13 protein-coding genes are annotated in these 14,592 nt (G+C 55.9%); 12 read left to right on the top strand and 1 reads right to left on the bottom strand.

From position 1 onward, the window contains the following. Positions 1 to 14 precede the first annotated feature (14 nt). The 11 genes from aroA (at position 15) to KIF87_RS07530 (ending at position 12,931) form a co-directional block, all read left to right on the top strand. On the top strand, positions 15 to 1,298 hold the full coding sequence (aroA, locus tag KIF87_RS07580) for a 3-phosphoshikimate 1-carboxyvinyltransferase (RefSeq protein ID WP_213328375.1): 1,284 nt from the start codon (positions 15 to 17) through the stop codon (positions 1,296 to 1,298). Between the two features lie 185 nt (positions 1,299 to 1,483). After that, complete coding sequence (cmk, locus tag KIF87_RS07575) at positions 1,484 to 2,167, top strand: (d)CMP kinase (RefSeq protein ID WP_013097305.1); 684 nt, start codon at positions 1,484 to 1,486, stop codon at positions 2,165 to 2,167. A 111-nt stretch (positions 2,168 to 2,278) separates the two neighbouring features. After that, on the top strand, positions 2,279 to 3,952 hold the full coding sequence (gene rpsA, locus KIF87_RS07570; protein WP_014169387.1) for a 30S ribosomal protein S1: 1,674 nt from the start codon (positions 2,279 to 2,281) through the stop codon (positions 3,950 to 3,952). 170 nt (positions 3,953 to 4,122) lie between these two features. Then, positions 4,123 to 4,410 (top strand): integration host factor subunit beta, encoded by a 288-nt coding sequence (gene ihfB, locus KIF87_RS07565; protein WP_003858233.1) that lies wholly within the window; start codon positions 4,123 to 4,125, stop codon positions 4,408 to 4,410. Positions 4,411 to 4,624: 214 nt separating this feature from the next. Next, positions 4,625 to 6,889, top strand: coding sequence for a ComEC family protein (locus tag KIF87_RS07560; RefSeq protein ID WP_213328374.1), 2,265 nt, complete (start codon positions 4,625 to 4,627; stop codon positions 6,887 to 6,889). Between the two features lie 36 nt (positions 6,890 to 6,925). After that, positions 6,926 to 8,677: a lipid A ABC transporter ATP-binding protein/permease MsbA gene (gene msbA, locus KIF87_RS07555; RefSeq protein WP_213328373.1), complete on the top strand. Its 1,752-nt coding sequence runs from the start codon at positions 6,926 to 6,928 to the stop codon at positions 8,675 to 8,677. Then, on the top strand, positions 8,674 to 9,651 hold the full coding sequence (gene lpxK, locus KIF87_RS07550; RefSeq protein WP_213328372.1) for a tetraacyldisaccharide 4'-kinase: 978 nt from the start codon (positions 8,674 to 8,676) through the stop codon (positions 9,649 to 9,651). Before msbA ends, lpxK begins: the two co-directional genes overlap by 4 nt. A 44-nt stretch (positions 9,652 to 9,695) precedes the next feature. Beyond that, complete coding sequence (locus KIF87_RS07545) at positions 9,696 to 10,925, top strand: winged helix-turn-helix domain-containing protein (protein ID WP_213328371.1); 1,230 nt, start codon at positions 9,696 to 9,698, stop codon at positions 10,923 to 10,925. A gap of 45 nt (positions 10,926 to 10,970) precedes the next feature. Continuing rightward, positions 10,971 to 11,153: a protein YcaR gene (gene ycaR / locus KIF87_RS07540; protein WP_006174474.1), complete on the top strand. Its 183-nt coding sequence runs from the start codon at positions 10,971 to 10,973 to the stop codon at positions 11,151 to 11,153. Beyond that, on the top strand, positions 11,150 to 11,896 hold the full coding sequence (gene kdsB / locus KIF87_RS07535; protein WP_023311001.1) for a 3-deoxy-manno-octulosonate cytidylyltransferase: 747 nt from the start codon (positions 11,150 to 11,152) through the stop codon (positions 11,894 to 11,896). Before ycaR ends, kdsB begins: the two co-directional genes overlap by 4 nt. A 141-nt stretch (positions 11,897 to 12,037) precedes the next feature. After that, on the top strand, positions 12,038 to 12,931 hold the full coding sequence (locus tag KIF87_RS07530; RefSeq protein ID WP_023311002.1) for a YcbJ family phosphotransferase: 894 nt from the start codon (positions 12,038 to 12,040) through the stop codon (positions 12,929 to 12,931). Here the strand turns inward: KIF87_RS07530 and elyC are convergent. Beyond that, complete coding sequence (gene elyC / locus KIF87_RS07525) at positions 12,908 to 13,687, bottom strand: envelope biogenesis factor ElyC (RefSeq protein WP_213328370.1); 780 nt, start codon at positions 13,685 to 13,687, stop codon at positions 12,908 to 12,910. The two genes, KIF87_RS07530 and elyC, sit on opposite strands and share 24 nt — an antisense overlap. A gap of 124 nt (positions 13,688 to 13,811) precedes the next feature. Here elyC and cmoM point away from each other — a divergent pair, with 124 nt between their 5' ends. Then, positions 13,812 to 14,591, top strand: a complete 780-nt coding sequence (gene cmoM, locus KIF87_RS07520; RefSeq protein ID WP_023311004.1) for a tRNA uridine 5-oxyacetic acid(34) methyltransferase CmoM — start codon at positions 13,812 to 13,814, stop codon at positions 14,589 to 14,591. The last annotated feature ends 1 nt before the right edge of the window (position 14,592 follow it).

Here is a 14,592-nt window from a genome sequence, read left to right as displayed (position 1 = left end):
AGAGTTTAGTTTTCATGGAATCCCTGACGTTACAACCTATCGCGCGGGTAGATGGCACCATTAATCTGCCTGGTTCAAAAAGTGTCTCGAACCGCGCTCTGCTGCTGGCAGCTCTGGCAAACGGCACCACCGTCCTCACAAACCTGCTGGACAGCGATGACGTGCGCCATATGCTCAATGCGCTGAAAGCGTTGGGCGTTCATTACACTCTCTCCGACGATCGTACCCGCTGCGAAGTGACCGGCAACGGCGGCGCGCTGCGTTCGGGCGAAGAGCTTGAACTGTTTCTGGGCAACGCGGGTACCGCGATGCGCCCGCTGGCGGCGGCTCTGTGCCTGGGGAACAACAACATCGTGCTGACCGGCGAGCCGCGCATGAAAGAGCGTCCAATTGGTCATCTGGTGGATGCCCTGCGTCAGGGCGGCGCGCAGATTGAGTATCTGGAGCAGGAAAACTATCCGCCACTGCGTCTGCGCGGCGGTTTTACCGGCGGTCACGTCGAGGTTGACGGCAGCGTTTCCAGCCAGTTCCTGACGGCACTGCTGATGACCGCGCCGCTGGCACCGCAGGATACGGTTATCACGATTAAAGGTGAGCTGGTCTCCAAACCGTACATTGATATCACCCTGCACCTGATGAAAACCTTCGGCGTTGAGGTGGAAAACCAGTCTTATCAGCGCTTCGTGGTGCGCGGGGCGCAGCAGTACCAGTCTCCGGGCAACTACCTGGTTGAAGGGGATGCGTCATCCGCGTCCTACTTCCTGGCCGCGGGGGCGATTAAAGGCGGCACGGTAAAAGTGACCGGTATTGGCCGTAACAGCGTGCAGGGCGACATCCGTTTTGCGGACGTGCTGGAAAAAATGGGCGCTACTGTCACCTGGGGCGATGACTTCATCTCCTGTACCCACGGCGAGCTGAACGCCATCGACATGGACATGAACCATATCCCGGATGCGGCGATGACCATTGCCACGGCGGCGCTGTTTGCCAAAGGCACGACCACGCTGCGTAATATCTACAACTGGCGCGTAAAAGAGACGGACCGCCTGTTCGCAATGGCGACAGAGCTGCGAAAAGTCGGCGCCGAGGTGGAAGAGGGCGAAGACTACATTCGCGTGACCCCTTCGGCAAAACTGCAGTTTGCGGAAATCGGAACCTACAACGATCACCGTATGGCGATGTGCTTCTCGCTGGTGGCGCTGTCAGACACGCCTGTCACCATTCTTGATCCGAAATGTACCGCGAAAACCTTCCCGGACTACTTCGAACAGCTGGCACGCATTAGCACGCTGGCCTGATAACGCCTTGCCGCATCGTCCGATGCGGCATTTGCTTACGCTTCATTACGAACACCTCCGCTCATTTCTTCTACACTCTGCTTCAATCATTCCGTAATTTGCACGCAAAGGTAACAGTTGCGCACGTTGGCGCGTATAATGCGCGGCGTTCATGTAAACGGTATGCCTTATTTAAGGAGAAAAAGATGACGGCAGTTGCCCCGGTAATCACCATTGATGGGCCGAGTGGCGCAGGGAAAGGTACTCTGTGCAAAGCGATGGCGGAAGCATTGCAATGGCATCTTTTAGATTCGGGAGCAATCTATCGCGTGCTGGCGCTGGCCGCGCTGCATCATCACGTGGATGTCGCGTCTGAGGAGGCGCTGGTTCCGCTGGCTGCGCATCTGGATGTGCGTTTCGTGTCGACTGATGGCAACCTGGAAGTCATCCTTGAAGGGGAAGACGTGAGCGGCGAAATCCGTACGCAGGAAGTGGCGAATGCGGCCTCCCAGGTTGCGGCCTTCCCGCGCGTTCGTGAGGCGCTGCTGCGTCGTCAGCGCGCGTTCCGTGAAGCCCCAGGTCTGATCGCTGACGGACGCGATATGGGAACCGTGGTATTCCCTGATGCGCCTGTGAAAATTTTCCTTGACGCCTCTTCGGAAGAACGTGCTCAACGCCGCATGCTTCAGTTGCAGGAAAAGGGGTTTAGTGTTAACTTTGATCGCCTTTTATCCGAGATAAAAGAGCGCGATGACCGCGATCGTAACCGCGCCGTCGCCCCACTTGTTCCTGCAGAAGATGCATTAGTTCTGGATTCAACCAGTTTAACTATTGAGCAAGTGATTGAAAAAGCGCTACAATATGCGCGCCAAAAACTGGCACTCGCCTAATCGCGACCGATTTAGTAGTACCCCCGCTGCAATGGATTGACGGCGGGTATGTGAAACAACCCCATCCGGCACGGAGCCAGGTGGACGTTAATATTAACCTGAAGATTAAACATGACTGAATCTTTTGCTCAACTGTTTGAAGAATCCTTAAAAACAATCGAAACCCGCCCGGGTTCCATCGTTCGCGGTGTTGTTGTTGCTATCGACAAAGACGTAGTACTGGTTGACGCCGGTCTGAAATCTGAGTCCGCCATTCCGGCAGAGCAGTTCAAAAACGCCCAGGGCGAGCTGGAAATCCAGGTAGGTGACGAAGTTGACGTTGCTCTGGACGCAGTAGAAGACGGCTTCGGTGAAACCCTGCTTTCTCGTGAGAAAGCTAAACGTCACGAAGCATGGATCACGCTGGAAAAAGCTTACGAAGAAGCTGAAACTGTGGTCGGTGTTATCAACGGCAAAGTTAAAGGTGGCTTCACTGTTGAGCTGAATGGTATTCGTGCGTTCCTGCCAGGTTCTCTGGTAGACGTTCGTCCAGTTCGTGACACTCTGCACCTGGAAGGCAAAGAGCTTGAGTTCAAAGTAATCAAGCTGGACCAGAAGCGTAACAACGTTGTTGTATCCCGTCGTGCCGTTATCGAATCCGAAAACAGCGCAGAACGCGATCAGCTGCTGGAAAACCTCCAGGAAGGCATGGAAGTCAAAGGTATCGTTAAGAACCTCACTGACTACGGCGCATTCGTTGACCTGGGCGGCGTTGATGGCCTGCTGCACATCACCGACATGGCGTGGAAACGCGTTAAGCACCCAAGCGAAATCGTGAACGTGGGCGACGAAATCACTGTTAAAGTGCTGAAGTTCGACCGCGAGCGTACTCGTGTATCCCTCGGCCTGAAACAGCTGGGCGAAGATCCATGGGTAGCTATCGCTAAGCGTTACCCAGAAGGTACTAAACTGACTGGTCGCGTAACCAACCTGACTGACTACGGCTGCTTCGTTGAAATCGAAGAAGGCGTTGAAGGTCTGGTGCACGTTTCCGAAATGGACTGGACCAACAAAAACATCCACCCATCCAAAGTTGTTAACGTTGGTGATGTAGTGGAAGTGATGGTTCTGGATATCGACGAAGAACGTCGTCGTATCTCCCTGGGCCTGAAACAGTGCAAAAACAACCCATGGCAGCAGTTCGCGGAAACCCACAACAAGGGCGACCGTGTTGAAGGTAAAATCAAGTCTATCACTGACTTCGGTATCTTCATCGGCCTGGACGGCGGCATCGATGGCCTGGTTCACCTGTCTGACATCTCCTGGAACGTTGCAGGCGAAGAAGCAGTTCGTGAATACAAAAAAGGCGACGAAATCGCTGCAGTTGTTCTGCAGGTTGACGCAGAGCGTGAGCGTATCTCCCTGGGCGTTAAACAGCTCGCAGAAGATCCGTTCAACAACTGGGTTGCACTGAACAAGAAAGGCGCAATCGTAAACGGTAAAGTGACTGCAGTTGACGCTAAAGGCGCAACCGTAGAACTGGCTGACGGCGTTGAAGGTTACCTGCGCGCTTCTGAAGCTTCACGTGACCGCGTTGAAGATGCCACTCTGGTTCTGAACGTAGGCGACGACGTTGAAGCTAAGTTCACCGGTGTTGACCGTAAGAACCGTGCAATCAGCCTGTCTGTTCGTGCTAAAGACGAAGCTGATGAGAAAGATGCAATCGCAACTGTTAACAAACAGGAAGATGCAAACTTCTCTAACAACGCAATGGCTGAAGCTTTCAAAGCAGCTAAAGGCGAGTAATATCAGGTTCTCAGCATCATTTGCGCTGTAACGCATTTACAGCGCGAAGGATGAGGAGCAAACTTGACAGATTGCAGGATTCGTCCTGTAATCAATAACAAAGGGCGGCTACGGCCGCCCTTGTTTAATGAGCTGTTCAGCTAATTGGTTTGAAAGGAACCGGAGGAATCATGACCAAGTCAGAATTGATTGAAAGACTTGCCAGTCAGCAACCGCATATCCCTGCCAAGGCAGTGGAAGATGCCGTAAAAGAGATGCTGGAGCATATGGCCACCACTCTTGCCCAGGGCGAGCGCATTGAAATCCGCGGTTTCGGTAGTTTTTCTCTGCACTATCGTGCTCCACGTACCGGGCGTAACCCGAAAACTGGCGATAAAGTCGAGCTGGAAGGTAAGTACGTTCCACACTTTAAGCCGGGTAAAGAACTGCGCGATCGCGCCAATATTTACGGCAACTGAGTTTAGCCAGCCGGTTAAACTGGGTTCGAAAGAAAGCACCTGCGGGTGCTTTTTTTGCCTCTGTCGCTTTCATTCTGAAGGTGCCCCGCATTTTTCGTTTCATTTTCTGCAAACCGATAAAAACAGCACAGCGCGCGCTGTAAAACACATACTTCTCACCTGACAACTCGCTCTGCCTGCTTGCATACTGCCCCCCTGAAACAGGGAGGTAGCAATGGGAATTCCCGCTCTTAGCGTCTGCGTCATTCTGGCAATAGCCCCGTTACTCTGGTTACCTGAACTGCCATCACGTCATACCGTTTGGCTAATGATTGTTGGCGGGATAGCGCTGGCCGCAACGCACAGCGTACGACTGAAGTATGTCGGGATCGCGTTGTTATTTTGTGCATGGGGTATGCTTGCCGCGCAGGAGAGCGTCTGGCCGATGCAGCATTTAACCACGGGTGCTGTGCAGGCTGAGGTGGAGCTCACCGCCACAGATGGCGCAACGCTGCATCAGGGAAACATTCTCAGCGTAGATGGCAGGCGCTGGTGGGCCTCCACCGGCGTAACGCTGTATGGCAATTATCTGCCCCAGAAAGCGTGTGCCGGTCAGCGCTGGAGCATGACGCTCAGGCTCAGGCCTGCCCACGGCGAACTGAACGACGGCGGATATGATTCTCAGCGCAGCGCTTTTGCCCGACATCAAACGCTAAGCGGGCGCTTCACCCGTGCTGAACTCGTCGATGGACGCTGCAGCCTGCGGGCACAATACCTGACGTCACTGCAAAACCGACTTTCGGCTTACCGCTGGGGGACGGTTATCCTGGGACTGGGAATGGGAGAACGTCTGGATGTGCCCCGGGAAATAAAAGACCTGATGCGTGAAACCGGGACGCTGCATTTGATGGCGATTTCGGGTCTGCATATCGCGCTGGCGGCATCCCTCGTCTGGTTACTCGCACGTGGACTCCAGTTTTTATTACCCAGCCACCGGGTCCACTGGCAAATGCCTCTCCTGGCCGGGTTATGCTTTGCCGCTTTCTACGCTTGGCTTACCGGTCTGCAGCCTCCTGCGCTACGAACGGTCATCGCGCTTGCTGTGCTTGCCATGTTGCGGATCGCTGCCCGCCAGTGGTCTCCCTGGCAGGTATGGGTATGCTGTATCGCGGCGATCCTGATAAGCGATCCCTTAGCCGTACTTTCGCAGAGTCTGGCCCTGTCCGCATTTGCCGTCGCCGCCCTGATTTTCTGGTTTCAGTGGCTGCCTCTTCCTGACTGGCACCGGGCACGACGTATTCGGCCGCTACTGAACCTGCTCTATCTGCAGCTCGGCATGCTGATGCTGCTCATGCCGTTACAGGTTCTGATTTTCCACGGCTTCAGCATCTCCTCCCTGGTCGCGAATCTCTTTGCCGTTCCCCTGGTGACGTTTGTCTCCGTGCCGCTGATCCTGCTCGGCATGCTCCTTCACCTGTTACCGCTGGCGGCTCTGGAAAGCGTCGTCTGGTTCGCAGCCGATAGGTCACTTGCGGGGTTGTTCTGGCTCCTCATGCGCCTGCCTGACGGTTGGCAGAGTGTCGATCAACGCTGGCAGTACATGACGCTACTGCCCTGGCTTATCATCATTGGCTGGCGCTTTCGTGCCTGGAAAACCCTTCCAGCCGTGTGTCTGGCAGGAAGTGTCTTACTGACATTTCCTCTCTGGCGAACGGCAAAAAGCGAGAGCTGGACGCTGCATATGCTGGATGTAGGGCAGGGGCTGGCGATGGTCATTGAACGGCAGGGGAAAGCTATTCTCTATGATACCGGTCTCGCCTGGCCGGGCGGGGATAGCGCGCAGCGGTTAATTATCCCGTGGCTTCGCTGGCATCACCTGAGGCCTGAAGGCGTGATTCTCAGTCATGAGCACCTCGACCATGCGGGAGGCCTCGTATCGTTGCAAAAAGCGTGGCCTGACGTATGGGTAAGAAGCCCCTTGCGCCAGGCGGGACATCGTCCCTGTTTTCGCGGGCAGAGATGGCGATGGCAGGGACTCATCTTCACCGTCCACTGGCCCCCTGAAAATTATCCGGCTCAGGGAAACAACCGTTCCTGCGTGGTAAAGGTGGACGACGGCGAGCAGAGTGTGCTGCTAACAGGGGACATTGAAGCGCAAGCGGAACAGGCTATGCTTAGCCATTACTGGCGTTATCTGGCGTCCACGCTCATACAGGTGCCCCATCATGGCAGCAATACGTCGTCTTCATTGCCGCTGGTGCAGCGGGTGGAAGGTCAGCTCGCCCTGGATTCAGCGGCCCGGTATAACGCCTGGCGATTCCCGTCGGCAAAAGTTGTCCGACGTTATCGAAAAGAGGGGGTCATCTGGCACGATACCCCCCATTCTGGACAAATATCGGTGACATTCTCGCAACATCACTGGCAAATCCGGCGCTTGCGAGAGCAATTTTTACCCGTTTGGTATCATCAGTGGTTTGGCGCGCCCGTCGATAACGGGTAGAATATGCGGCTATTTCAACGAATGCTGGTTTTTTGAATGCATAACGACAAAGATCTCTCCACGTGGCAAACCTTCCGCCGACTCTGGCCGATGATTGCGCCCTTTAAAACAGGCCTGATCGTGGCGGGAGTAGCGTTAATCCTCAACGCAGCCAGCGATACTTTTATGCTATCGCTTCTCAAACCGTTACTGGACGACGGTTTTGGTAAAACGGATCGCTCAGTGTTGCTATGGATGCCTCTGGTGGTTATCGGACTGATGATCTTACGCGGCATCACCAGCTATATCTCAAGCTACTGTATTTCCTGGGTATCAGGGAAAGTGGTGATGACCATGCGCCGTCGCCTGTTCAGCCACATGATGGGCATGCCGGTCTCGTTCTTTGACAAGCAGTCTACCGGGACGCTGCTGTCCCGTATTACCTACGACTCAGAGCAGGTTGCCTCCTCGTCCTCAAGCGCGCTGATCACCGTTGTGCGTGAGGGTGCGTCAATCATTGGCCTGTTCGCGATGATGTTCTATTACAGCTGGCAGCTGTCGATCATCCTTATCGTTCTGGCGCCGATAGTTTCTATTGCCATCCGCGTCGTCTCAAAACGCTTCCGCAATATCAGTAAGACGATGCAGAATACGATGGGGCAGGTGACGACCAGCGCGGAACAGATGCTGAAAGGGCATAAAGAAGTTCTGATTTTTGGCGGTCAGGACGTCGAAACCAAACGTTTTGATAAAGTCAGCAACAAAATGCGTCTTCAGGGGATGAAAATGGTCTCGGCCTCTTCCATCTCTGATCCGATTATTCAGCTGATTGCCTCCCTGGCACTGGCATTCGTCCTGTATGCGGCAAGCTTCCCGAGCGTCATGGAGACGCTGACGGCGGGTACCATTACCGTGGTCTTCTCCTCTATGATTGCACTGATGCGTCCGCTGAAGTCATTGACTAACGTGAATGCCCAGTTCCAGCGCGGGATGGCCGCCTGTCAGACGCTGTTCAGCATTCTGGATTCCGAACAGGAAAAAGACGAAGGTACACGCGAGATTGAGCGCGCCCGCGGCGACGTTGAGTTCCGCAATGTCACTTTCGCCTATCCTGGACGTGAAACGCCGGCGCTGCGTAATATCAACCTGTCCATTCCGGCGGGTAAAACCGTTGCGCTGGTGGGCCGTTCTGGTTCGGGTAAATCGACTATTGCCAGCCTGATGACCCGTTTCTACGATATTAACGAAGGTGAGATCCTGTTAGACGGTCATGACCTGCGGGAGTATACCCTGCAGTCGCTGCGTAACCAGGTGGCGCTGGTTTCCCAGAACGTGCACCTGTTCAACGATACTGTGGCTAACAACATTGCGTATGCGCGCACGGATGAGTACAGCCGCGAGCAGATTGAGAACGCCGCGCGTATGGCCTACGCAATGGACTTTATCAACAAGATGGATAACGGTCTGGATACCATAATCGGTGAGAACGGGGTACTGCTCTCCGGTGGTCAGCGTCAGCGTATCGCCATTGCGCGTGCGCTGCTGCGCGACAGCCCGATTCTGATTCTCGACGAAGCGACCTCTGCGCTGGATACGGAATCTGAACGCGCTATTCAGTCTGCGCTGGATGAGCTGCAAAAGAACCGTACCTCGCTGGTGATTGCGCACCGTCTGTCGACTATCGAGCAGGCTGATGAAATCGTCGTGGTTGAGGATGGCGTCATTGTTGAACGCGGAAGCCATGCCGATTTGCTGGAACACCGCGGCGTTTACGCCCAGCTTCATAAGATGCAGTTTGGCCAACAATGATTGCACGCATCTGGTCCGGTGAATCTCTGCTGTGGCTGCTGCTTTTGCCGCTCTCCTGGCTATATGGCCTGGTGAGCGGCACTATCCGTCTGCTATACCGCCTGGGGCTGAAGCGTGCCTGGCGCGCGCCGGTTCCGGTTGTGGTTGTCGGTAATCTTACGGCGGGCGGCAACGGTAAAACGCCGGTGGTGATCTGGCTGGTGGAGCAATTGCAAAAACGCGGTATCCGCCCGGGGGTGGTATCGCGCGGATATGGTGGTAAAGCGGCGCGTTATCCGCTGCTGCTGACGGCGGAAACCACGACCGCCGAAGCGGGTGATGAACCGGTATTGATTTTCCAGCGTACCGGCGCACCGGTTGCGGTCTCCCCGGTGCGCAGCGACGCCGTTCAGGCACTGCTTGCCGAACACGCGGTACAAATCATTATCACTGACGATGGCCTGCAGCATTACGCCCTGGCGCGTGATAAAGAGATTGTGGTCATCGACGGCGTTCGCCGTTTCGGTAACGGCTGGTGGCTGCCGGCCGGACCCATGCGCGAACGCGCTTCGCGTCTTAAGTCCGTTGATGCGGTGATTGTTAACGGTGGTAAAGCAAGCGCGGGTGAAATCCCGATGCACCTGCAGCCGGGTCTTGCGGTCAACCTGGTGACGGGGGAACGCCGGTCGGTTGCTGAGCTGCCTTCACTGGTGGCGATGGCGGGGATTGGCCATCCGCCGCGCTTCTTCGCGACGCTGGAACAGTGTGGTGCCCGGCTGGAAAAACGCGTTCCGCTGGCCGACCATCAGGCGCTGGTGGAAGGGCAGGTAGACGCCCTGACCGTACCCGGGCAGTCTCTGATCATGACCGAAAAAGATGCGGTGAAATGCCGTGCCTTTGCGAAAGATAACTGGTGGTATCTGCCGGTTGACGCTGAACTCAGCGGCGAGCAGCCGGAACACTTGCTCCAGGAACTGATTGCGTTGGTGCAGTAAAGGCTTACGCGGTTCTGGTGGCGCTTTGACTGACAGGAAAACGCATGTCTTTACCGCAACTCTCGCTTTCAGCCGCACGTCATTTACACCTTGCCGCGCAGGGGCTGCTTAAAAAGCCCCGCCGCCGCGCGCAGCCTGCCGATATTCTCTCTACCGTCCAGCGCATGTCGCTGCTTCAAATCGACACCATTAACATTGTGGCCCGTAGCCCCTACCTGGTCCTGTTTAGCCGCCTCGGAAATTATCCTTCGCAGTGGCTGGATGAGGCGCTCAGCAAGGGGGCGTTAATGGAGTATTGGGCGCACGAAGCCTGCTTCCTGCCCCGCAGCGATTTTGCCCTGGTTCGCCACCGTATGCTTGCCCCGGAAAAGATGGGCTGGAAATACCGACAGGCGTGGATGCTGGAACATGCGGCCGAAATTGAGCAGCTAATCGCGCATATTCAGGATAACGGTCCCGTACGCTCCGCCGATTTTGAACACCCGCGCAAAGGCACCAGCGGCTGGTGGGAGTGGAAGCCGCATAAACGTCATCTCGAAGGGCTGTTTACCTCTGGCAAAGTCATGGTGATTGAGCGGCGTAATTTTCAGCGCGTCTACGACCTGACGCATCGCGTGATGCCGCACTGGGACGACGAGCGTGACCTGCTTACCCAGGAGGCGGCCGAGGCCATCATGCTGGAGAACAGCGCCCGCAGCCTGGGGATTTTTCGCACGCAATGGCTGGCAGATTATTATCGCCTTCGCCAGCCCGCGCTGAAACCGCTGCTGGACATATGGCAACGCGAACAGCGCATCATTCCCGTCACGGTGGAAACGCTGGGCGAAATGTGGCTGCATGCGGATCTCCTCCCGCTACTGCCTCAGGCCCAGGAGGGGAAACTTCAGGCAACCCACAGTGCGGTGTTGTCGCCTTTCGACCCGGTCGTCTGGGACAGAAAACGCGCCGAGCAGCTGTTCGATTTTAGCTATCGGCTGGAATGTTATACCCCGGCCCCAAAGCGCCAGTATGGTTACTTTGTTCTCCCGCTGCTGCATAAGGGGCAACTGGTCGGGCGCATGGACGCCAAAATGCACCGCAAGACCGGCACGCTTGAAATCATTGCGCTTTATCTGGAAGAGGGCGTCAGGGTGACGGTGAGCCTGGAAAAAGGGTTAACGTTCGCCATTAGCGAATTCGCGCGCTGGCAGGGCGCCCGCGACGTGACGCTGGGCCGGGTACCCGACGGACTGTTTACAACCTGTCGAAGTGGCTGGGAAACAGGCACTCCCTGAAAAGGGAATGTGTTAAGCTTTAGCGATTACCCATACGGAGGAACTATGGATCACCGTTTACTTGAAATTATTGCCTGCCCGGTATGCAACGGCAAACTCTACTACAGCCAGGACAAACAGGAGCTGATCTGCAAGCTGGACAGCCTGGCTTTCCCGCTGCGTGACGGCATTCCGGTACTGCTGGAAAATGAAGCTCGTTCCCTGGTGGCAGAAGAGAGCAAACCATGAGTTTTGTTGTCATTATTCCTGCGCGTTATGCCTCAACGCGCCTGCCGGGTAAACCGCTGGTGGATATCAACGGCAAGCCGATGATTGTGCATGTTCTTGAGCGTGCGCGTGAATCCGGTGCCGATCGCGTGATTGTTGCTACCGATCATCCTGACGTCGCCCGTGCGGTTGAGGCGGCAGGCGGTGAGGTGTGCATGACCCGCGCCGATCACCAGTCCGGCACCGAGCGTCTGGCGGAAGTGGTTGAGAAATGTGGTTTCAGTGATGATACGGTCATCGTTAACGTGCAGGGTGACGAGCCGATGATCCCGGCGGTGATTATCCGTCAGGTGGCAGAAAACCTGGCTCAGCGTCAGGTTGGTATGGCGACGCTCGCGGTGCCCATTCACCACGCTGAAGAGGCATTCAATCCGAATGCGGTGAAGGTGGTCATGGATGCCGAAGGCTATGCGCTCTATTTCTCCCGCGCCACGATCCCCTGGGATCGCGATCGCTTTGCTCTCTCTAAAGAGACCATCGGTGATACCTTCCTGCGTCATATTGGGATTTACGGCTATCGGGCAGGTTTTATTCGTCGATATGTTACCTGGGCGCCAAGTCCGCTGGAGCATATCGAAATGCTGGAGCAGCTTCGCGTGCTCTGGTACGGCGAAAAAATTCACGTTGCCGTTGCCAGCGAAGTGCCTGGAACGGGCGTTGATACGCCTGAAGATCTTGAGCGCGTCCGCGCCGAGCTGCGCTAATACCGCCTGCATCCCTCCTGACGGGGGGATGTCCTCTCCCCGTTAATTCCCCTTTCTTTTCCCTAATTGATCTCTTCCGGGTGACATCTTCCTTCAGGACGCTCATTATAAAAGCAGTAGTCTTAATGGGGGTAATCTCATATGGAACAGCTGCGTGCCGAACTTAGCCATCTGCTGGGTGAGAAATTAAGCCGGGTCGAATGCGTGAGTGAAAAGGCCGATACCGCGCTTTGGTCGTTGTATGACAGTCAGGGCAACCCTATGCCGCTGATGGCCAGAAGTTTCACCTCGCCGGGCGTTGCCAGGCAGCTTGCATGGAAAATGTCGATGCTGGCGCGGGAGGGAACCGTCCGTATGCCGACGGTGTATGGCGTAATGACGCACGAGGAACACCCCGGCCCGGACGTGCTGCTGATTGAGCGCTTGCGCGGCGTGCCCGTTGAAGCGCCCGCGCGCACGCCGGAACGCTGGGAGCAGTTAAAAGACCAGATTGTCGAGGCGCTGCTGGCCTGGCACCGTCAGGATAGCCGCGGGCTTGTCGGGCCGGTCGACAGCACCCAGGAAAACCTGTGGCCGCTGTGGTATCGCCAGCGGGTTGAGGTCCTGTGGGGGACGCTTAACCAGTTCAACAATACCGGTTTAACCATGCAGGATAAGCGTATTCTGTTTCGCACCCGCGAGTGCTTACCGGCGCTGTTCGACGGTTTTAACGACAACTGCGTGCTGATCCACGGTAATTTCACCCTGCGCAGCATGCTCAAAGACTCCCGCAGCGATCAGCTTCTGGCGATGTTGGGGCCGGGGATCATGCTCTGGGCTCCGCGCGAATACGAGCTGTTCAGGCTCAGCGACAGCGGGGCGGCGGAAGGTTTGCTGTGGCACTACCTTCAACGCGCGCCCGTTGCAGAGGCGTTTCTCTGGCGGCGCTGGCTTTATCTGCTCTGGGACGAAGTCGCGCAGCTGGTGAATACCGGACGTTTTAATCGCGCAAACTTCGATCTGGCAACCAAATCACTCCTGCCCTGGCTCGCCTGACGATCCTTTCAGCCACTGCCAGAGGCGTCCGAGCGTCTCATAACCGACGCGATCGCTATGCATCAGCCACGCCGGGGAGGGGATAGCCCGTTCCCACGGGTTAAGCGGCGCGTCGATGGCCATCTGGTTTGCCGGTGCGGGAAGCGGGTGCAGGCCTTGCTTCTCAAAGAAAATCATCGCGCGCGGCAGGTGTGAAGCGGAGGTCACCAGTAAGAACGGAACATCGCCAATCGCCTGCTTCACTGCGGCAGCCTCTTCTTCGGTATCTTTTGGGCTGTCCAGAGTGATAATTGAGGAGCGCGGCACGCCGAGTGATTCCGCGACTCTGGCACCTGCCTCAGCCGTACTCACCGGGTTCGTTTTGGCCGCCGCGCCGGTGAAGATCATTTTTGATCCCGGATTCGCCAGCCAGAGGCGAATGCCTTCGTTTAGCCGTGGCAGGCTGTTGTTGATCAGGTTTGAACTGGGGGCCCAGTCAGGATCCCAGGTATATCCGCCGCCCAGCACCACGATGTAAGCCGCTTTCTGATTTCCCTGCCACGTTGGGTACTTGTTTTCTATGGGGCGTAGCAGACCATCCGCGACCGGCTGCAGGCTCAACAGCAGCAGGACAAACCAGCCGAGCGTGATAAGCGTTTTGCCACTCTTCTGAAAGCGACTGAACCACACCAGCGCCAGCCCCAGCGCGATGATGATGAGCAGCAGCGGAAGGGGAAGCATCATCCCTCCAATGTATTTCTTAAGGGTAAAAAGCATCCTTTTTGGTTCCTTTTTTGACCATATAGCAGGTGATTACCCGTGATATTACACCAGAGAGGTTCATTCTCCGCGCGGGTGTGACAAAATAGCGGTTTTGCAGTTAGCGAGTGGAACTCTCCCAATGCGGGATCGCAATTTTGATGACATCGCGGAAAAGTTTTCGCGCAACATTTATGGCACCACGAAAGGGCAGCTTCGTCAGACGATCCTCTGGCAGGATCTGGACACCATTCTGGCCACCTTTGGTGGTCAAACGTTGCGCGTGCTGGACGCCGGTGGCGGTGAAGGGCAGACGGCGATAAAAATGGCCGAGCGCGGTCATCACGTCACACTTTGCGATCTTTCTGCTGAAATGGTCGCCCGCGCGACGCGTGCTGCTGAAGAGAAAGGTGTGAGCGACAACATGCATTTTATACAATGCGCCGCTCAGGACATCGCGCAGCATTTGGAAACCCAGGTTGATCTGATATTGTTTCATGCGGTGCTGGAGTGGGTTGCCGATCCGCAAAGCGTGTTACAAACCCTGTGGTCGATGTTACGCCCGGGCGGCACGCTGTCGCTGATGTTCTACAATGCTAACGGCTTCCTGATGCACAACATGGTTGCAGGAAACTTCGACTATGTTCAGGTCGGGATGCCCAAAAAGAAAAAGCGCACGCTTTCCCCGGACTATCCGCGCGATCCACAGCAGGTTTATGGCTGGCTGGAAGCGATTGGCTGGCAGATCGTCGGGAAGACGGGCGTCAGGGTGTTTCATGATTATCTGCGTGAAAAACACAAACAGCGTGACTGTTTTGACACCTTAACAGAATTAGAAACGCGGTATTGCCGTCAGGAGCCTTTTATCAGCCTTGGCCGCTATATTCACGTCACCGCGCACAAGCCGCAGATGCAAGGATAAC

The sequence above is a fragment of the Enterobacter sp. 120016 genome (genome assembly GCF_018383635.1).
Taxonomy (GTDB): domain Bacteria; phylum Pseudomonadota; class Gammaproteobacteria; order Enterobacterales; family Enterobacteriaceae; genus Enterobacter; species Enterobacter asburiae_D.
Note: the sequence above shows the minus strand (reverse complement) of the source record. Positions and strands in the feature narration are given on the sequence as shown.

Coding starts and splice junctions, on each gene's coding strand:
- cmoM (WP_023311004.1), top strand. CDS start 13,812: ATGCGGGATCGCAATTTTGATGACATCGCGGAAAAGTTTTCGCGCAAC.
- kdsB (WP_023311001.1), top strand. CDS start 11,150: ATGAGTTTTGTTGTCATTATTCCTGCGCGTTATGCCTCAACGCGCCTG.
- elyC (WP_213328370.1), bottom strand. CDS start 13,687: ATGCTTTTTACCCTTAAGAAATACATTGGAGGGATGATGCTTCCCCTT.
- lpxK (WP_213328372.1), top strand. CDS start 8,674: ATGATTGCACGCATCTGGTCCGGTGAATCTCTGCTGTGGCTGCTGCTT.
- msbA (WP_213328373.1), top strand. CDS start 6,926: ATGCATAACGACAAAGATCTCTCCACGTGGCAAACCTTCCGCCGACTC.
- KIF87_RS07530 (WP_023311002.1), top strand. CDS start 12,038: ATGGAACAGCTGCGTGCCGAACTTAGCCATCTGCTGGGTGAGAAATTA.
- cmk (WP_013097305.1), top strand. CDS start 1,484: ATGACGGCAGTTGCCCCGGTAATCACCATTGATGGGCCGAGTGGCGCA.
- aroA (WP_213328375.1), top strand. CDS start 15: ATGGAATCCCTGACGTTACAACCTATCGCGCGGGTAGATGGCACCATT.
- KIF87_RS07560 (WP_213328374.1), top strand. CDS start 4,625: ATGGGAATTCCCGCTCTTAGCGTCTGCGTCATTCTGGCAATAGCCCCG.
- ihfB (WP_003858233.1), top strand. CDS start 4,123: ATGACCAAGTCAGAATTGATTGAAAGACTTGCCAGTCAGCAACCGCAT.
- rpsA (WP_014169387.1), top strand. CDS start 2,279: ATGACTGAATCTTTTGCTCAACTGTTTGAAGAATCCTTAAAAACAATC.
- KIF87_RS07545 (WP_213328371.1), top strand. CDS start 9,696: ATGTCTTTACCGCAACTCTCGCTTTCAGCCGCACGTCATTTACACCTT.
- ycaR (WP_006174474.1), top strand. CDS start 10,971: ATGGATCACCGTTTACTTGAAATTATTGCCTGCCCGGTATGCAACGGC.